The organism is Ramlibacter lithotrophicus, from assembly GCF_012184415.1.
Lineage (GTDB): Bacteria > Pseudomonadota > Gammaproteobacteria > Burkholderiales > Burkholderiaceae_C > Ramlibacter > Ramlibacter lithotrophicus.
Genome location: NZ_VTOX01000002.1, coordinates 315,854 through 330,368 on the forward strand (window position 1 = coordinate 315,854; position 14,515 = coordinate 330,368).

18 protein-coding genes and 1 riboswitch are annotated in these 14,515 nt (G+C 68.1%); of the genes, 8 read left to right on the forward strand and 10 right to left on the reverse strand.

The annotated features are described in order from the left end of the window. Positions 1 to 7 precede the first annotated feature (7 nt). A riboswitch (TPP riboswitch) is annotated at positions 8 to 117 on the forward strand. Continuing rightward, a complete protein-coding gene (locus RAMLITH_RS07530) occupies positions 107 to 1,507 on the forward strand; it encodes a sodium:solute symporter family transporter (protein ID WP_168106761.1) in 1,401 nt (466 codons plus the stop codon). It overlaps the preceding riboswitch by 11 nt. A gap of 739 nt (positions 1,508 to 2,246) precedes the next feature. On the opposite strand, the gene RAMLITH_RS07535 is transcribed toward RAMLITH_RS07530, so the two are convergent. After that, positions 2,247 to 2,651 (reverse strand): hypothetical protein, encoded by a 405-nt coding sequence (locus RAMLITH_RS07535; RefSeq protein ID WP_168106762.1) that lies wholly within the window; start codon positions 2,649 to 2,651, stop codon positions 2,247 to 2,249. Beyond that, on the reverse strand, positions 2,648 to 3,262 hold the full coding sequence (gene ypfH, locus RAMLITH_RS07540) for an esterase (RefSeq protein WP_168106763.1): 615 nt from the start codon (positions 3,260 to 3,262) through the stop codon (positions 2,648 to 2,650). Before ypfH ends, RAMLITH_RS07535 begins: the two co-directional genes overlap by 4 nt. Before the next feature lie 210 nt (positions 3,263 to 3,472). On the opposite strand from ypfH, the gene wrbA reads away from it, so the two are divergent. The 5 genes from wrbA (at position 3,473) to RAMLITH_RS07560 (ending at position 5,891) form a co-directional block, all read left to right on the forward strand. Next, entirely contained in the window at positions 3,473 to 4,075 is a 603-nt protein-coding gene (gene wrbA / locus RAMLITH_RS07545; protein WP_168106764.1) for an NAD(P)H:quinone oxidoreductase, read from the forward strand. A gap of 18 nt (positions 4,076 to 4,093) precedes the next feature. After that, positions 4,094 to 4,219 (forward strand): hypothetical protein, encoded by a 126-nt coding sequence (locus tag RAMLITH_RS26045; protein WP_272954161.1) that lies wholly within the window; start codon positions 4,094 to 4,096, stop codon positions 4,217 to 4,219. A 103-nt stretch (positions 4,220 to 4,322) separates the two neighbouring features. Beyond that, positions 4,323 to 4,535: a hypothetical protein gene (locus tag RAMLITH_RS07550; RefSeq protein WP_168106765.1), complete on the forward strand. Its 213-nt coding sequence runs from the start codon at positions 4,323 to 4,325 to the stop codon at positions 4,533 to 4,535. 185 nt (positions 4,536 to 4,720) lie between these two features. Beyond that, positions 4,721 to 5,569, forward strand: a complete 849-nt coding sequence (ygiD, locus tag RAMLITH_RS07555; protein WP_168107200.1) for a 4,5-DOPA-extradiol-dioxygenase — start codon at positions 4,721 to 4,723, stop codon at positions 5,567 to 5,569. Between the two features lie 91 nt (positions 5,570 to 5,660). Continuing rightward, positions 5,661 to 5,891: a hypothetical protein gene (locus RAMLITH_RS07560; protein WP_202883247.1), complete on the forward strand. Its 231-nt coding sequence runs from the start codon at positions 5,661 to 5,663 to the stop codon at positions 5,889 to 5,891. Positions 5,892 to 5,960: 69 nt separating this feature from the next. Here RAMLITH_RS07560 and RAMLITH_RS07565 read toward each other — a convergent pair whose 3' ends face one another. After that, positions 5,961 to 6,806, reverse strand: coding sequence for an SDR family oxidoreductase (locus tag RAMLITH_RS07565; protein WP_168106766.1), 846 nt, complete (start codon positions 6,804 to 6,806; stop codon positions 5,961 to 5,963). 65 nt (positions 6,807 to 6,871) lie between these two features. Here RAMLITH_RS07565 and RAMLITH_RS07570 point away from each other — a divergent pair, with 65 nt between their 5' ends. Together RAMLITH_RS07570 and RAMLITH_RS07575 are read left to right on the forward strand one after the other, a co-directional pair. After that, positions 6,872 to 7,303, forward strand: coding sequence for a winged helix-turn-helix transcriptional regulator (locus RAMLITH_RS07570; protein WP_168106767.1), 432 nt, complete (start codon positions 6,872 to 6,874; stop codon positions 7,301 to 7,303). A 278-nt stretch (positions 7,304 to 7,581) separates the two neighbouring features. Next, on the forward strand, positions 7,582 to 7,878 hold the full coding sequence (locus RAMLITH_RS07575) for a PQ-loop repeat-containing protein (RefSeq protein ID WP_168106768.1): 297 nt from the start codon (positions 7,582 to 7,584) through the stop codon (positions 7,876 to 7,878). Between the two features lie 6 nt (positions 7,879 to 7,884). Here RAMLITH_RS07575 and RAMLITH_RS07580 read toward each other — a convergent pair whose 3' ends face one another. The 7 genes from RAMLITH_RS07580 to RAMLITH_RS07610 all read right to left on the reverse strand — a co-directional run bounded on the left by RAMLITH_RS07580 (position 7,885) and on the right by RAMLITH_RS07610 (position 14,513). Beyond that, entirely contained in the window at positions 7,885 to 8,109 is a 225-nt protein-coding gene (locus tag RAMLITH_RS07580) for a DUF6494 family protein (protein WP_168106769.1), read from the reverse strand. Positions 8,110 to 8,222: 113 nt separating this feature from the next. Continuing rightward, positions 8,223 to 9,737 carry an L-piperidine-6-carboxylate dehydrogenase gene (amaB, locus tag RAMLITH_RS07585; RefSeq protein ID WP_168106770.1) on the reverse strand — a complete coding sequence of 505 codons (1,515 nt, stop codon included), beginning with the start codon at positions 9,735 to 9,737 and terminating at the stop codon, positions 8,223 to 8,225. A 58-nt stretch (positions 9,738 to 9,795) separates the two neighbouring features. After that, entirely contained in the window at positions 9,796 to 10,860 is a 1,065-nt protein-coding gene (locus tag RAMLITH_RS07590; RefSeq protein ID WP_168106771.1) for an ABC transporter substrate-binding protein, read from the reverse strand. After that, complete coding sequence (locus tag RAMLITH_RS07595) at positions 10,857 to 12,032, reverse strand: NAD(P)/FAD-dependent oxidoreductase (RefSeq protein WP_168106772.1); 1,176 nt, start codon at positions 12,030 to 12,032, stop codon at positions 10,857 to 10,859. Before RAMLITH_RS07595 ends, RAMLITH_RS07590 begins: the two co-directional genes overlap by 4 nt. Beyond that, positions 12,029 to 13,411 carry an FAD/NAD(P)-dependent oxidoreductase gene (locus RAMLITH_RS07600; protein WP_168106773.1) on the reverse strand — a complete coding sequence of 461 codons (1,383 nt, stop codon included), beginning with the start codon at positions 13,409 to 13,411 and terminating at the stop codon, positions 12,029 to 12,031. Before RAMLITH_RS07600 ends, RAMLITH_RS07595 begins: the two co-directional genes overlap by 4 nt. Next, positions 13,408 to 13,695: a (2Fe-2S)-binding protein gene (locus RAMLITH_RS07605; RefSeq protein ID WP_168106774.1), complete on the reverse strand. Its 288-nt coding sequence runs from the start codon at positions 13,693 to 13,695 to the stop codon at positions 13,408 to 13,410. Before RAMLITH_RS07605 ends, RAMLITH_RS07600 begins: the two co-directional genes overlap by 4 nt. Before the next feature lie 23 nt (positions 13,696 to 13,718). Further along, on the reverse strand, positions 13,719 to 14,513 hold the full coding sequence (locus tag RAMLITH_RS07610) for an ABC transporter permease (RefSeq protein ID WP_168106775.1): 795 nt from the start codon (positions 14,511 to 14,513) through the stop codon (positions 13,719 to 13,721). Between the last annotated feature and the right edge of the window lie 2 nt (positions 14,514 to 14,515).

Here is a 14,515-nt window from a genome sequence, read left to right on the forward strand (position 1 = left end):
ATCATCAACCCGTCGCCAGGGGAGCCTCGAAAGAGGCTGAGACTGCGTCTGATTCGACGCTGACCCTGGAACCTGATCCGGCTCATACCGGCGGAGGAAGAGCGACATGCTGTACGCCACCATTGCGGCCCTAGCCGCGTCTCTCCTGTTTTTCGTCTGGATCGCCGTGCGTGACCGCACACCCGTCGGCAGCGTGGACGATTACCTGACTGCGCGCGGCTCCCAGGGGGCGCTCACGCTGGGACTGTCCTTCCTGGCCTCTGGCATGGGCGGCTGGATCCTGTTCGTGCCGCCCGAGATCGGTGCCTTCGTCGGGCCCGTGGCCGTGGTCGGCTACGCACTGGCGGCGGCATTGCCCTTGCTGGTGCTGGCGGCCTGCGGCCCGGCCATCCGACGGCGCCTGCCGCAAGGTCGCACCATTGCCGAATACGCGCAGGAACGTTTCGGCGCGGCGCTGCGCCTGTGGGTCACCGCGCTATCGGTCCTGTACATGCTTTGCTTCATCACGGCCGAACTCACCGCCATCGGCGCGATCACGGCGATGCTGTCGGAGCTCCCGGGCAGCGCCGTCATCGTCGCGGTGGCTGTCACCACGCTGACCTACACCACCTGGGGAGGCCTGCGCGCCAGCCTCACCACCGACCGCTGGCAAGGCGGCCTGTTGCTGGGCCTGCTGATCGTGGTGCTGGCCGTGCTGCTGTTCCATCTGCCAAAAAGTGGCTTGGTCCAGCCCTGGCCTGCGGCACCCCTGGAGGCTTCGCTGAGCGTGGCCCTGACCCTGGTGATCGCGGTCACGGCGGCCAACATTTTTCACCAGGGCTACTGGCAGCGCGTGTGGTCCGCCCGAAGCGACGCTGAACTGCGGCGCGGCGCCGGCCTTGGCGCGCTGCTGATCGTTCCGGTGATGCTCGCCATGGGCGCGCTCGGCATGCTGTGCATCGCCCTGGGCAAGAACCCGGGTACCCCGCCCATCCCGTTCTTCGCGCTGCTGTCCGGCGCACCGGGTTGGCTGGCGCTGCCCGTGCTCCTGCTGGCCGTGGCGCTGGTCGCGTCCTCGGTGGACACTTTGCAAAGCGCCATCGCCTCGCTGGTGGTCACGGCCCGGCCGAAGGTGTCGCTTTCGGCGGCGCGCTGGGTCACCGTGCTGCTCATGGTGCCGGTGGCGGCGGTGTCGCTGCAAGGCCATTCGGTGCTGCGCCTGTTCCTGATTGCCGACTTGCTGTGCGCCACAGCGGTGGTGCCGGTGCTGCTCGGGCTGTGGCAACGCATGACCCCGACGGCGGCCGTGGCAGGCATGGTGGCCGGCCTGGTGGGCGCGGTGCTGCCCGGATGGGTGAGCGCGGGCAGCCTGGCGGCCGGCGTGCTCGCCGCAACGTTTCCGAATGGCGTACCCACGCTCGCACCTTTCCTGGGCGCACTGCTCGCTTCCAGCGCCCTGGCTCTGTCGTTCACCTGGCTCAATCCCTCGCCGCAAGGCAACGCCACCCAACCTGCGACGACGATCTGACCGGGGAGCAAGACTGGCGCGGCTCCCGGTGCGCCGAATGGATGACAGCCGCATCAAGAAAAGGCGCAGGGAAGGAAGATCACAACAACCGCACACGGTGAGCGGCCGGTGTTTGAGTCTGAACAATGTTCGCCAACGCGCTGGCTGTAGATTTGTTCATGCATTGAAGGGTCGATATGAGAGGCTGCAGACGTTCCGACCTTGCGAGGGCACTGGGCACCGCGACGCTTGGTCTCGTGCTGATCACGGCGTGCGGTGGGGGCGGCGAATCGTCCGCTGCCGCAGCGCCGCCCGCGTCCCCCCTCGCATTCATCCTCGGATACGCAATGCCGCAGTCGCCCTCCTATCCGGCAGGATCCATCGTCATTTCTCCGCCAGATGGCCGCAGGTCCATTTCAGACGACGGCCCTGTGCGCGCGGAGCTCGAACTCGCCGGTTTTCCAGCGCAGCGACTGGATGCGCCCAACTTCCAGCCCAGGGACACCGCGCAGCTGAAGTATGTGTTTGAACTGCCGCCATCGCTCGCTGTTGAACCCCCCGCTCCATGTGTCGCAGTCGCCGCCAAGGTGACTGTCACATCCGCAACTGGCGCCACAGGGATGGCGAACTTTCAAGTCTGCGCTGGGGTGGGACTAGGGCTCGAAGCCTGACCCGGCGTACGGCGGCGGCGGCGGAGCTTGAGCCTTTTGCAGCCGCACCGCGGGCACGCGCGGCGCCCACGGTTCACCTACGGCGCGAGTCATTCCAGATGCACGCGCGTGACCTTGCCGTGGTGGACCAACTCGCGCAACAGCAGGAGGTCTGCCACGAACTCCGCGGAGATGGCGCGACCCCGGGTGGCATCATCGACGGCGCACGAGAAGGCGCGCTCCACCTCGTCCGACGTGAGCGACTGCGCCCCGCCCATGCCGGCCCGCAGGCGTCCAGCGTCGTCCCTCACCCAAATTTCCATGCCCTGCCAGGACCTGCTACTGGGCATGAGCCAATCTTCCGCCCGCTCGATGGCGGCTTCGAGGTCGGCCTCGCGCAGCCGCGGACCCGCACCCGCAAGCAGCGCCGCGGCTCCACCGCCCAGGTGTGCCAGCAGCTGACCATCCAGCGACAGCCGATAGCCTTGGGCATCAACGCGCAATTCGAGCTTCATGCCAAAGCCTCCATCGCAAGCCGCGCCGCCCGCGCGTCGATGCCGTGGGCAAGGCCGGGCAGCAGCTGGACCGTCGCGTCCGCGCCCAGCGCCCGCAGAGTCTGCGCAGATTGCACGCTGAACCGCGGGTCGATGACAGGGTCCACGGCGCCATGGACGAAGCGGAAGACGACTCCGTCAGGGGCGCGCCGCGGCAGCTGCGCAAACCGTCCGGAGAGGCTCACGACACGACCCGACAAGTCAGCGACCTGCGTTGCCTCCAGCGCCATGATGGCGCCTTGCGAGAATCCCACGAGCGTGGTGCGCGACGCGTCGACGCCGGCCTCGGCCTGCCACATGGAAACGACCTCCAGGAACGACGGCATGGCGTCGCGGACGCGATCCGGCCTGCCCTGTTCGGTCACGCCGATCACGGAGAACCATTCCCGGCCCGCACCCGGCGTTGACGGGTGTGGCGCAGAGACGCTGACGACCATCGCGTGCGCCCGCTCGCGGGCGGCGAGTTCGCCAAGCGGCACCAGGTTGTCGGCTGTCGACCCGACCCCATGGAACAGCAGTACGAGCGCTTCCGGGCGCACGGGTCGCGAGACAATCACGGAGGCTTCGTTCATGGGGCGTCAGTCACGACAAAGACCGCTCACTCGAGATTGGGCGAAAAATCGGTGTGGAGCGGAATGCCATACGCATCCTCTCGAAACCGGCGCCGCCGAGCGCGCGTCATTCGTACGCGGATCGTAGCAATGTCATGCGCGTGGCGGTGACCACCGCGTGTGCCGAACCCCATAGACTGCCTCTTTCGACCCATCGAAGCGGAGAACAGCATGGCAAAGATTCTTGTCCTGTACCACAGCTATTACGGCCACATCGAAGCAATGGCAAACGCGATCGCGGAAGGCGCCCGGCAGGTCAGCGGCGCCCAGGTCGACGTCAAACGCGTGCCGGAAACCGTTCCAGCGGACGTCTTCAAGTCGTCGGGCGGCAAGCAGAACCAGGCGGCGCCAGAGGCCCAGCCGGCGGAACTGCCCAATTACGACGCGATCATCATCGGCACGCCCACGCGCTTCGGCAACATGAGCGGCCAGATGCGCAACTTCCTCGACCAGACCGGCGGCCTGTGGGCGCAGGGCAAGCTGATCGGCAAGGTCGGCTCGGTCTTCACCTCCAGCGCCACGCAGCACGGCGGCCAGGAGAGCACGATCCTCACCACGCACGTGACCCTGCTGCACCACGGGATGATCCTGGTCGGGCTGCCGTATTCGGAGCAGAGCCAGATGGGGCTCGACGAGATCAAGGGCGGCAGCCCCTACGGCGCGTCCACCATCGCCGGCGGCCAGGGCGAGCGCATGCCGAGCCAGCAGGAACTGGGGATGGCGCGCTACCAGGGCAAACACGTCGCGACCATCGCGACGAAGCTGTTCGGCTAAAAAATGTAGTTCACGTTGGTGGCCGCGCTCTTGTTCCACAACTGCTGGGCCATTCCTGAGGCGCAGCAGATGATGCAGCAGGTCAGCTTCAACAAGCACAGCGCCGTCGCCGGCGGCCTGCTCGCTTTCCGTCGCGGCCATTGAACAAGCGCAGGGATTCGGCGCCGGGGCGCCCGAAGCGCTCTCGGGCAGCCTGCGCGTTGCTGTGCCTCCCTCTTTCGCGCGGGACATCCCCGCGATCTCGTCCGTGACGAATCCCTCGTCCACCAGCTACAACCCGCTGCTGCAGTTCCGCAGCGACCGTGGACGCGAGCAGGTTCGCTCCGAGTACCTCGAAGACCGCAAACTGGTCAGCGCCTTTACCGGCGAAGACAGCGGCTCCGGCTACCTGTCCGGCCGTGCGGCCGCCGCCGGCGAGACGTTCGCTTCCGCGACCGTCGCGTCGCGCATCAGTCGCTAAGCACCCCCGAGGGCGAGCGCGCTGGCAAACGCAGCTGGGGCTGGCCTGGGCCCGCGTTACCGGGTCTTCCATAACGACCTGGGCGGTGCAACGGGGTGGCTGCAAGGGCCGCAGGCGTTTGAGCCCCACGCCGGCGATGATCCAGCTACAGTGGGACGACCATGAACGCATCGCTCCCCGCCCGCATGCCGGCCGCGTTCATCGGCCACGGGTCGCCGATGAACACGCTCGAGCTGAACGCTTTCACACAGGCTTGGCGCGACCTCGGCGCGGCGCTGCCGCGCCCGCGCGCCGTCCTTGCCGTCTCGGCCCACTGGTTCATCAATGGCACCGCTGTCACCGCGATGCCGCAGCCGCGCGTGATCCACGACTTCTATGGTTTCCCGCCGGAGCTGTTCGCTTTCGACTACCCCGCGCCCGGCAGCCCGGAAGTCGCGCAGGAAATCGTCGACCTGCTCAAGCCTTCGCATGTCGGGCTCGACCAGGACAGCTGGGGGATTGACCACGGTACCTGGTCCGTGCTCGCGCACGTGTTTCCGCAGGCCGACATACCGGTCGTGCAACTCTCCATCCATGCCGCCGCGCCGTTTGGATACCACATGGACCTGGCGGCCCGTCTGGACCCGCTGCGGGACAAGGGCGTCTTCATCGTCGGCAGCGGCAACGTGGTCCACAACCTGCGGCGTATCGCCTGGAGTCACGGCGACCGCGGCTTCGAGTGGGCGGACCGATTCGACGCCCATGTGCGCGAGGCGATGACGACGCGGCCTGCCGCGCTGGCGGATACGCAGCGGCACGCCGACTACGCGCTGGCCGTTCCCACCCCCGAACACTTCCTGCCGCTGGCGTACCTGGCCGGGCTGTGCGTCGCCTGCGGCGAGACGGCCAGCCCCTTCGCCGAGGGTCGCACGCTTGGCTCGCTCAGCATGACAAGCTACCTGCTGGGAATGGCGCCGCCTGTGTCGAGCAGCGCGGGAGCCGAGGACGTGCCATCCATGCCGCCGAACACACCACCCGAGCAGACCAACATCTGAGGGCGCAAATGGCACCGACGCTGGAGCGCTGCCGGGGCTTGCGCGACCCGCGATGTGCGGCACTGCGGAAAGTCAACCTGAGGAGACCGACATGTCGCGAGGGATCAAGTCCGTCGACACCGACCAGCAAGAGCGCCAAGCGGGCGCCATCAGGAAAGGCCGCGAGAAGAAGGGCGTAGCCCTTCCCGAGGTTGGGACGCGCGCATGGGCGGCTGCCAACAAGCTCCACAGCGGAGGCAAGAAATTTGCCTCGAGGAACAAACTCCCCTCCGGCCCCCTTGGTGGCTCCGGTCGCAAGACCAACCTGGCGCGTTCCTCCTGAGCCAGCGCTTTCGGAAGACCGTCGGAGCTCGCGCCCACGTCGCGCTCGCACGGGCGCGAGCTTGCGGCGCTACGCGAGCGCGCGTGCCACTGCGGCAGAAAGCGGCGTAGTCGGTCTCCCGATCAACCGGGACAGCGCATGGCCGCGTTCGTCAAGGGCGCCACGCGATGCGTCCGCATCCCACGCGGCCAGTGCCTGCGCCAGCCATCCCGGCAGCCCGGCGGCTTCCAGGGCCGATGCGTAGCCGGCCTCCCCGAGATCGCGATACGGAATGTTCCTGCCTGCCTGCCGCCCGATCTCCCCAGCGAGGTCGGCCAGCGTGTAGGGAGCATCGCCGGCCAGCTCGTACGTCCTGCCTTGATGACCGAGGGTCGTCAGCACGACGACTGCCGCCTCGGCGTAGTCCTCGCGAGCTGCACCGGCGATCCGGCCGTCCGCCGCCGCTCCGATGAGGGCGCCCGCGGACAACGCGGCCTTTGCGGATGCCGTGTGGTTCTCCATGTACCAACCATTGCGCAGCACCGTGAACGGGATTCCGCAGCCGCGGATCATGCTCTCCGTCTCGCGATGCTCGCCCGCGAGACTCAGGGGCGAGGTGTCCGCGTGCAGCAGGCTCGTGTACACGATCCGCTTCACGTGCGCCCTCTTCGCGGCTTCGATCACGTTGCGGTGCTGGCTCGTGCGCTGACCCACTTCGCTCGAGGAGATGAGCAGCAGGGTGTCGATGCCGGCGAAGGCCGCCGCCAGCGCTCCGGGCTGCGTGTAGTCCGCCGCCCTGGCCTGCACGCCCAGATCTGCCGCCTTCTCCGGCGAGCGGACCAGGGCGACGATGTCCGACGGCGGAAGCTTCATCTTCAGCTTGTCCACGACGATGCGGCCGAGTTGCCCGGTGGCGCCGGTGATCCCTGTAGTCATGTCTTGTTCCTTCGTGAATGATGACACCACTGTAGAATCAACGCTTACTTTACGGAAGTACTTACATGAAGGTAAGTCAGGAACTCCGATTCACGGCCGCAGCGAAGAGACCGCCGCGGTCGGGCGCGCGCCTGCTCCGCAAGGGCGATGTGCTGGCCGACGCGTGCCCCTCGCGGGAGATCCTCATGCACATCACCAGCCGCTGGGGTGTGCTGGTCCTTCTCGTGCTGGAAACCGGAACCCTGCGTTTCAGCGAACTGAAACGGGCCATCGGCGGTATCAATGAGCGCATGCTGGCGCAGACGCTGCAGCGCCTGGAGAGCGATGGCCTGCTCGACCGCATCGCCTACGAGGTCGTGCCCCCGCACGTCGAATACAGCCTGACCGCCCTCGGCCGCGAGGCCGCCGCGCGGGTGCGCAGCCTTTCCGACTGGATCGAGGAGAGCTTGCCGCGAGTGCTGTCCGAGCGCGCCCGACGGGCGAACCGCGCGGAATGACGCCCTTGGTCGCCGGGTAGAGCACCCGCCGGCGCAGGCCCGTACCGGCGGTGCAGGATGACATGTTCACGATGGCCGCATTCTGCGATCTGCGCAGCCATGGCAGGGCCGCGCGGATGACGCGCACATAACCAGGACGTTGATGTCGAACACTTTCTGCCAGTCGGAGAGTGGCCCGTCCTCCACGGTTGCCGGACCCGAAGCTGCCGCTGCCCGCTGCTCCCAGCCAATCGGAGGCCGCGGCATGATGTCGCCATTTCGGTATCAAGGAGCGTCACATGGCTCACGGACCTGGCGCCCCGCAGACAGCGGACGCACCGGCCAGCCCGGTCGCGAAGATCCTGCCCTTCGTGTCCGTTGCGACGATGGTGATGACACTGCCGCAGATCTGGACGGTGTGGGTTGACGGGCAGGTCGCCGGCGTGTCGCTGCTGTCCTGGGGCACGTACCTGCTGGGAGCCTGCCTCTGGTTCATCCACGGGCTGGCCCGGCGCGACAAGGCGATCTACGTCGCCTGCATCGGCTGGATCCTGCTGAATGGCGCGGTGGTCCTTGGCGTGCTGGTGCAGCGCTGAACGACTTCAGGGCGCGGCGCCGGGCGCCCCCAGTCGGATCTCTCCATCGAATTCGGCCTTCAGGCGCAGCCCATCGATCTCCAGCGTCATGCGGGCGGGAAAGGTTTCCGTGCCCGAGATCGCCGCCTGCTGCACGGCCCGCGCGACGGCGTGTTCGATCTCGCGCTGTGAGCTGACGCCCACCATCTTCAGGAACTTGCGGATGCTGCTGTTCAGCTCTTCCTCGTCCATGGCTTTCTCCCTGTGATGCGCCATGATGCCCGCAATCGCGGAACGCCGGTTCCCCGCGCCGGGCCGACCCCCCGGCATGCGGCGCCGCCGGTTCGGGCGGCGCGCAGTTCTCGTCAGCCAGTCACGTCGAAGCGGATGCCTTGGGCAAGTGGCAGGCTCGATCCGTAGTTGATCGTGTTGGTGGCACGGCGCATGTAGGCCTTCCAGGCGTCGGAGCCCGATTCGCGCCCGCCTCCAGTCTCCTTCTCGCCGCCGAACGCTCCGCCGATCTCGGCGCCGCTGGTGCCGATGTTGACGTTGGCGATGCCGCAATCGGAGCCGCGCGCCGACGTGAACAGCTCCGCCTCTCGCAGGTCACGCGTGAAGACGGCGGACGACAGGCCATGCGGCACGGCGTTGTTCATGGCGATCGCTTCCTCGAAGGAGTCGTACGCCGTAACGTACAGGATCGGCGCGAAGGTTTCCTCCAGCATCGGGCCGGCCTGGCGCGGCATCTCCACCAGGGCCGGCCTGACATACCAGGCCGGCGCCAGTCCAGCCAGCCGCTCGCCGAAGTGAACGGTGGCGCCGAGCGCGCGAGCGGCGGCCAGCGCCGCCTGCATCGATTCGAACGCATGGCCGTCGATCAGCGGTCCGACGAGCGTCGAGTCCTCCAGCGGATTCCCGATGGGCAAGCGGGCGTACACGGCGGCCAGCCGCTGCACCAGCTCGGCATGGACGGATCGGTGCACGATCAGGCGCCGCAGCGTGGTGCAGCGCTGCCCCGCCGTGCCCACTGCAGCGAAGGCGGCGCCGCGGACAACGAGTTCGAGGTCGGCCGAGGGGCAGACGATGGCAGCATTGTTGCCGCCGAGTTCCAGCAGGGAACGCTTGAACCGCGCAGCGCAGGCCATGGCAACGTCACGTCCCATGCGAGTGGAGCCGGTGGCACTGACCAACCTGACGGCCGGGTGCGCCACGAGCGCCTCGCCGGCGGTCCGGTCACCAAAGACCACCTCGGCGATTGCGCCGTCGAAACCCTCCTCCATCAAGGCAGTCTGCAGCAGCCCATTGAGCGCCAGCGCGCAGAGCGGCGTCTTCTCGGATGGTTTCCACACCAGCGTGTTGCCGCAGACCAGTGCGAGCGCCGCGTTCCATGCGTACACCGCCATGGGGAAGTTGAACGCCGAAATGACAGCGACCACGCCCAGCGGATGCCATGTCTCGAGCAGCTTGTGATCGGGACGTTCGCTGGCGATCGTCAGGCCGTAGAGCTGGCGCGACAGGCCGACGGCAAATTCGCAGACGTCGACCACCTCCTGCACCTCCCCGAGCCCTTCCTGCGCGATCTTGCCGGTCTCCAGCGAGATGAGACGACCCAGCGGTGCTTTGTGGGCGCGTACCAGCTCGCCGAAGCGACGCACCACCGCGCCTCTGCGAGGCGCCGGAACGTCGCGCCAGGTCGCGTAGTGCGCGGCGGCGCGAGAGATCGCCAGCTCCAGGTCCGCCGCAGTGCTTGCGGGCAGGACAGCCAGCACGCTGGCATCAATCGGCGTGCGCACGCTGAGCGACTCGCCGCTGCCATGGCTGGCACCAGGCGCGACGCCAAGTTGTTGAAGGATGCGCGCGATCTCGGCGGCGTAGCTCATGTTGACCTCCCGGACTCAAAGAGCGCGGCGAACCGGGTCGCCGCGCGTGCCACTGGCTTCAGCGTTCGACCGTCTTGTTCCAGCGAGCGTTCCAGGCGGGACGGTTCTCGTTGATCGAATCCCAGTCGACGGTGTTCGCGGTCTTCATGTACTCGGTCATCTTCGCCACGAGCGCCGCGGCGGCGCCAGTGGCCTTGGTCTTTGCATTCGACGGAATCTGGTCTCCGTGCTGCAGGGCCAGCGCCTGAGCTTCCGGCGTGAGCAGGTACTGCGCGAGCTTCTGGGCCAGTGCCGGCTCGCTGTTGCCGGCGATGACGCACTCGGCCACCGTGAGCACGGCCGAGCCTTCCTTGGGCTGGACGTACTCGACCGGCAGGCCCTTGCCCTTGAGCACGCCCACGGCCGTCGGCGTCAGCGGGAACATTGCCGCCTCACCGGTTTGCACCATCTCGGCGATCTTGGCCGAACTCGGGATGTACTCCAGCACGTTGCGGCCTATGGTGTTCTGCCAGGCCTTGAAGCCCGGTTCGACGTTCTTGTCATTGCCGCCCTGGATGCGATTGAACAGCAGGAAGCCGTGCAGCCCGAAGGTGGACGAGGACAGCGACTGGAACACCACCTTGCCCTTGTACCTGGTATCGGCGAAGTCCATCCACGAAGTGGGCGCGGCCCAGCCCTTCTCGGCAAACATCTTGGTGTTGTAGGCAATCCCGGTCATGCCTACGTTCACGCCGGCTGCCATGTCGCCCTTGAAGCGGGCGGTCGGGTACAGGTCCGACAGCGCCGGGTTGGGCTGCATCTTCTCGCACAGGCCCATGCCGATGGCGCGGTACATCACGCCGTCGTCCAGGAACATCACGTGCATCTGCGGCTTGTCCTTGTTGGCCTGGGCCTTGGCGAGGATGTCCGAAGACGTGCCGGGGACCACCACGACCTTCACGCCGTTGGCCTTCTCGAACGGGCCGAACACGTGCTCCGTGTAGGTCTTCTCCATCGTGCCCCCGTTCATTCCGATGTAGAGCGTCCTGGGCTGGGCATGGGCGGCGCCGACCAGCGTGGCCGCCAGCAGGGCCAGGGAGGTGGAGGTGATGCGAGCGGACGGGAAGCGGATGCCGGTGTTCATGGAGTCTCCTGAGTTGCGGCCGTTGCGAAATGGGCTGGCCCGACCGGGATCGTGCCGCTGCCCGGAAAGAATCGTGAGATCGAGAAGGCGCCGATCGGCGTTTCCGTGCTGCCGTAGCGCACCAGGTCGGCAAGAACGGCTCCCACGGCCGGACCGAGCTGGAATCCGCCGCCGGCGAAGCCGAAGGCGTGCAGCAGGCCCGGGGTGTTGTCGCTCGGGCCGATCACCGGAAGCCGGTCGGGCAGGTAGCCTTCGGTCCCGCTCCAGGTGCGAATGACGCAGGCTTCCCGCAATCGAGGCACCAAGGCCACTGCCTGCTGCATCAGGTGGCTCAGCTCGGCGCTGCTGGTGCGAGCCCGCAGCTCGTCCAGCGCATACCCGCGGCCACCGCCGAATACGCAGTTGCCGCGCGCGATCTGCCGCGCATAGACGCCCCCGCCCTCCACGCCGAGGCTGACATCCATGAAAAACGGCAGCGGCTCGGTCACGGCCATCTGCGGATGTCCGCTCTGCATCGGCACCGGCTCGGCGAACTGCGCTGCGATCGCCCCGGCCCAGGCACCACCGCAATTGAGAAGGAACTGGCTGCGCACCTCGAGCGCGGCCCCGCAGCGCGTCACGAAACCGCTCCCGTCGTGGCCCACCTCGTCGACCCGCATTCCCTCGCGGATGTCGGCCCCCAGCCGGCGCGCCGCCTGCGCGAATGCCGGCGAGACCAGGCGCGGGTTGGCCTGCCCGTCCTCGGGGCACAGCGAACCGCCGATTGCGGCTGCGCCGAGCCACGGGCATCGCTCGCGCAGCGCGCGCCCGGTCACCAGCTGCAGCCCCATGTCGAAATCGCGCGTACTGTCGCGGTAACGCTCCAGCACCGTCATGTCGGACTCGCTGCGCGCGATCTTCAGGTGACCGGTTCGCAGGTACTCGCCGTCGCCGCCGACGAGCTCAGGCAGCTGGGCCCAGATCATGTGCGCCCGTTGTGAAAGCGGCAGCTGCGCGACCGGCCGGCCCTGTCGCCGCACGCCGCCGTAGTTCACGCCGCTGGATCGCGAGCCGCACAAATCACGTTCCAGCAGCACCACGGCAACGCCCAGGCGGCGCAGGAACAGTGCCGCGGAAGCTCCGACGATGCCGCCGCCGACCACCACGACGTCGGTGCTGATGCGCTCCTTCATTCGACGTCTCCCCCGCGCGGCCGCAGCGCGGCAAACGGCAGCGGCTTGATCGGCATCTGGGCCCGCAGGAACCCCACCTGGCCGGCGGGGCGGCCGCAGGCCTGCGCCAGGATCTCGGCTGCCGCGGTGCCGCACATGCGCCCCTGGCAGCGGCCCATGCCCACCCGAGTCAGCGCCTTGAGCCGGTTGATCTCCGAGGTGCCCGTCTCGCGCACGCAGTGGCGCAGCTCGGCTGCCGTGACTTCCTCACAGCGGCAGACCACCAGGTCGTCGGCGGCCTGTGCCGCCCACTGCTCGGGAAACGGGAACGCGCGCTCGATCCCGCGCCGGAACGCCCCCGCGTGGGCCAGCTTCGCCTCGAGCGTTGCAGCCCGCGCCGCGTCAACGGCGGTGCCTCTGTCTGCCAGCAGAGCCAGTGCCGCGCGCTCGCCCGCCCACTCCGCAGCGTCCGCCCCCATGATGCCGGCACCATCACCGGCGACGTATACGCCCGCAACGGTTGTGCGTCCGGCGGCGTCGCGGTGCGGGACGGCCGCCCGCTGGAGTTCGTCGTACGCGAATTCACAGCCAAGCAGGTCGGCCAGTTGCGTCTCCGGCCGCAGCGCATGGCCGAAGGCGACGGCGTCGCAGCCTGCTGAATGAGCGCTGCCGCCACGGCGCCAGTGCATCGATTCAACCCGGCCGCCGCCACGCGCGCCCTCGAGCGTCACGCCTTCGTGGACTGGCACGCCGTGCAGGCGCAGCCAGCCGCGGTAGTAAAGGCCCTTGGCGAGCACCGGCAGATTGCGCGCCATCGCCGGCAGCGCCGCCACCTTCGCGCCCCAGGGTGCCGTATCCAGCACGGCCACTACGGTGGCTCCAGCCTTGGCGTACTGGTAGGCCACCAGATAGAGCAGCGGGCCGGTGCCGGCGAACACCACCCGCTCGCCGATTGCGCAGCCCTGGTATTTCAGCGCCACCTGGGCGCCGCCCAGGGCGTAGACGCCCGGCTTCGTCCAGCCCGGAAACGGCAGGACGCGGTCGGTGGCGCCAGTGGCGACGATCACTTGGCCGTACGCGAGACTGTCGGTGCTGCCGCCGCGCAGCAGATCGAGCCGCCCGTGCGCGGCATTCCACACCAGCGTGTCCGGCCGATAGTCGATCTGCTCGATGAACCTCTCGGCCGCCTGGTGAACCGAGGCGGCGCGCGCCGCCTCGAACCCGTACAGCGAAGAGCGCGGGCGGTCGAAGCCGATCGGCGGCTGCCGGTAGATCTGGCCGCCGGGGCGCGGCGCCTCGTCCAGCAGTACCGGGCGCAGGCCGTGCGCGAGCAGCGTCTGGGCGGCCCGCACGCCGGCAGGCCCGGCTCCGATGATGACCGGCGGCAGCGCAGGCGTCATGCCGGCGCTCCCCCGCTGAGCAGCCGCATGCCGTCCTGGATGAGCGTGGAGCAGGCCCGGAGGCGCTCGCCGGCCTCGGTGTCGACCCAGCAGTCCTGGCAGGCGCCCATGAGGCAGAAGCCGGCGCGCGGCTGGCCGCTGAATTCGCTGCGGCGCACCTGCTCGCCGCCCGTCAGCATCGCGGTCAGGACGGTGTCTCCGAGCAGCGCGGTACGCGGCTGGCCGTCCAGGGTGAAGTGAACCGCCGGCCGGCTGCGCTCGGCCAGGCGTTTGAACAAGCTCATGGATTCCCTTGCATTGCGCTGGCTCACCGCTGCCCCACCAGGATCTTGTCGAGGCCGTACACGCGGTCGAGCGCCAGCATCGCGACAGCCGTGAGCGCCACCATCAGTGCCGACACCGCCGCCATGAGCGGATCGATCGACTCGGTGGCGTACATGTACATGCGCACCGGCAGCGTGACGGTTGCGGGCGAGGTGACGAAGATCGACATGGTCACTTCGTCGAAGCTGTTGATGAAAGCCAACAGCCAGCCGCCCGTCACTCCGGGCAGGATCATCGGCAGCGTCACGCGGCGGAACACGGTGGCATGGCTCGCCCCGAGCGACAGCGCCGCCTGCTCGGCGCTGCGGTCGGTACCTTCCACGGCGGCGATGACGAGCCGCAGCACGTAGGGCGTGATGATCACCACGTGCGCCAGCGTCAACCAGAAGAAGCTCCCGGTGGCGTTGATCAGCGTGAAGGTGCGCAGCAAGGCAACCCCGAGCACCAGGTGCGGAATGATCAGCGGCGACAGGAAGAGCGCATTGAGGAAGTCCCGGCCGGGAAAGCTGTAACGCGCGATGGCGATGCCGGCCGGCACCGCCAGCGCGGTGGACAGCGTGGCGGCTACTGCGGCCAGCCCCAGGCTGTTCTTGAACGACTGGACGAAATCCGGGTGGGCGAACACCGCCTTGAACCAGCGCAGGGACAAATGCGTGGTCGGAATCGTCAGCGTGTTTTCCGGGGTGAATGCGACGACGCACACCACGACCAGCGGCGCGAGCATGAAGCTCACGACGAGCGCGTTGAACAGCAGGGCCAGGGGACCGTTTCTCGACATGG

Bases quoted from the DNA above. Each gene is read 5' to 3' on its own strand.
- RAMLITH_RS07530 (WP_168106761.1), top strand. From the start codon at position 107: ATGCTGTACGCCACCATTGCGGCCCTAGCCGCGTCTCTCCTGTTTTTC.
- RAMLITH_RS07535 (WP_168106762.1), bottom strand. From the start codon at position 2,651: ATGAAGCTCGAATTGCGCGTTGATGCCCAAGGCTATCGGCTGTCGCTG.
- ypfH (WP_168106763.1), bottom strand. From the start codon at position 3,262: ATGAACGAAGCCTCCGTGATTGTCTCGCGACCCGTGCGCCCGGAAGCG.
- wrbA (WP_168106764.1), top strand. From the start codon at position 3,473: ATGGCAAAGATTCTTGTCCTGTACCACAGCTATTACGGCCACATCGAA.
- ygiD (WP_168107200.1), top strand. From the start codon at position 4,721: ATGCCGGCCGCGTTCATCGGCCACGGGTCGCCGATGAACACGCTCGAG.
- RAMLITH_RS07560 (WP_202883247.1), top strand. From the start codon at position 5,661: ATGTCGCGAGGGATCAAGTCCGTCGACACCGACCAGCAAGAGCGCCAA.
- RAMLITH_RS07565 (WP_168106766.1), bottom strand. From the start codon at position 6,806: ATGACTACAGGGATCACCGGCGCCACCGGGCAACTCGGCCGCATCGTC.
- RAMLITH_RS07570 (WP_168106767.1), top strand. From the start codon at position 6,872: ATGAAGGTAAGTCAGGAACTCCGATTCACGGCCGCAGCGAAGAGACCG.
- RAMLITH_RS07575 (WP_168106768.1), top strand. From the start codon at position 7,582: ATGGCTCACGGACCTGGCGCCCCGCAGACAGCGGACGCACCGGCCAGC.
- RAMLITH_RS07580 (WP_168106769.1), bottom strand. From the start codon at position 8,109: ATGGACGAGGAAGAGCTGAACAGCAGCATCCGCAAGTTCCTGAAGATG.
- amaB (WP_168106770.1), bottom strand. From the start codon at position 9,737: ATGAGCTACGCCGCCGAGATCGCGCGCATCCTTCAACAACTTGGCGTC.
- RAMLITH_RS07590 (WP_168106771.1), bottom strand. From the start codon at position 10,860: ATGAACACCGGCATCCGCTTCCCGTCCGCTCGCATCACCTCCACCTCC.
- RAMLITH_RS07595 (WP_168106772.1), bottom strand. From the start codon at position 12,032: ATGAAGGAGCGCATCAGCACCGACGTCGTGGTGGTCGGCGGCGGCATC.
- RAMLITH_RS07600 (WP_168106773.1), bottom strand. From the start codon at position 13,411: ATGACGCCTGCGCTGCCGCCGGTCATCATCGGAGCCGGGCCTGCCGGC.
- RAMLITH_RS07605 (WP_168106774.1), bottom strand. From the start codon at position 13,695: ATGAGCTTGTTCAAACGCCTGGCCGAGCGCAGCCGGCCGGCGGTTCAC.
- RAMLITH_RS07610 (WP_168106775.1), bottom strand. From the start codon at position 14,513: ATGTCGAGAAACGGTCCCCTGGCCCTGCTGTTCAACGCGCTCGTCGTG.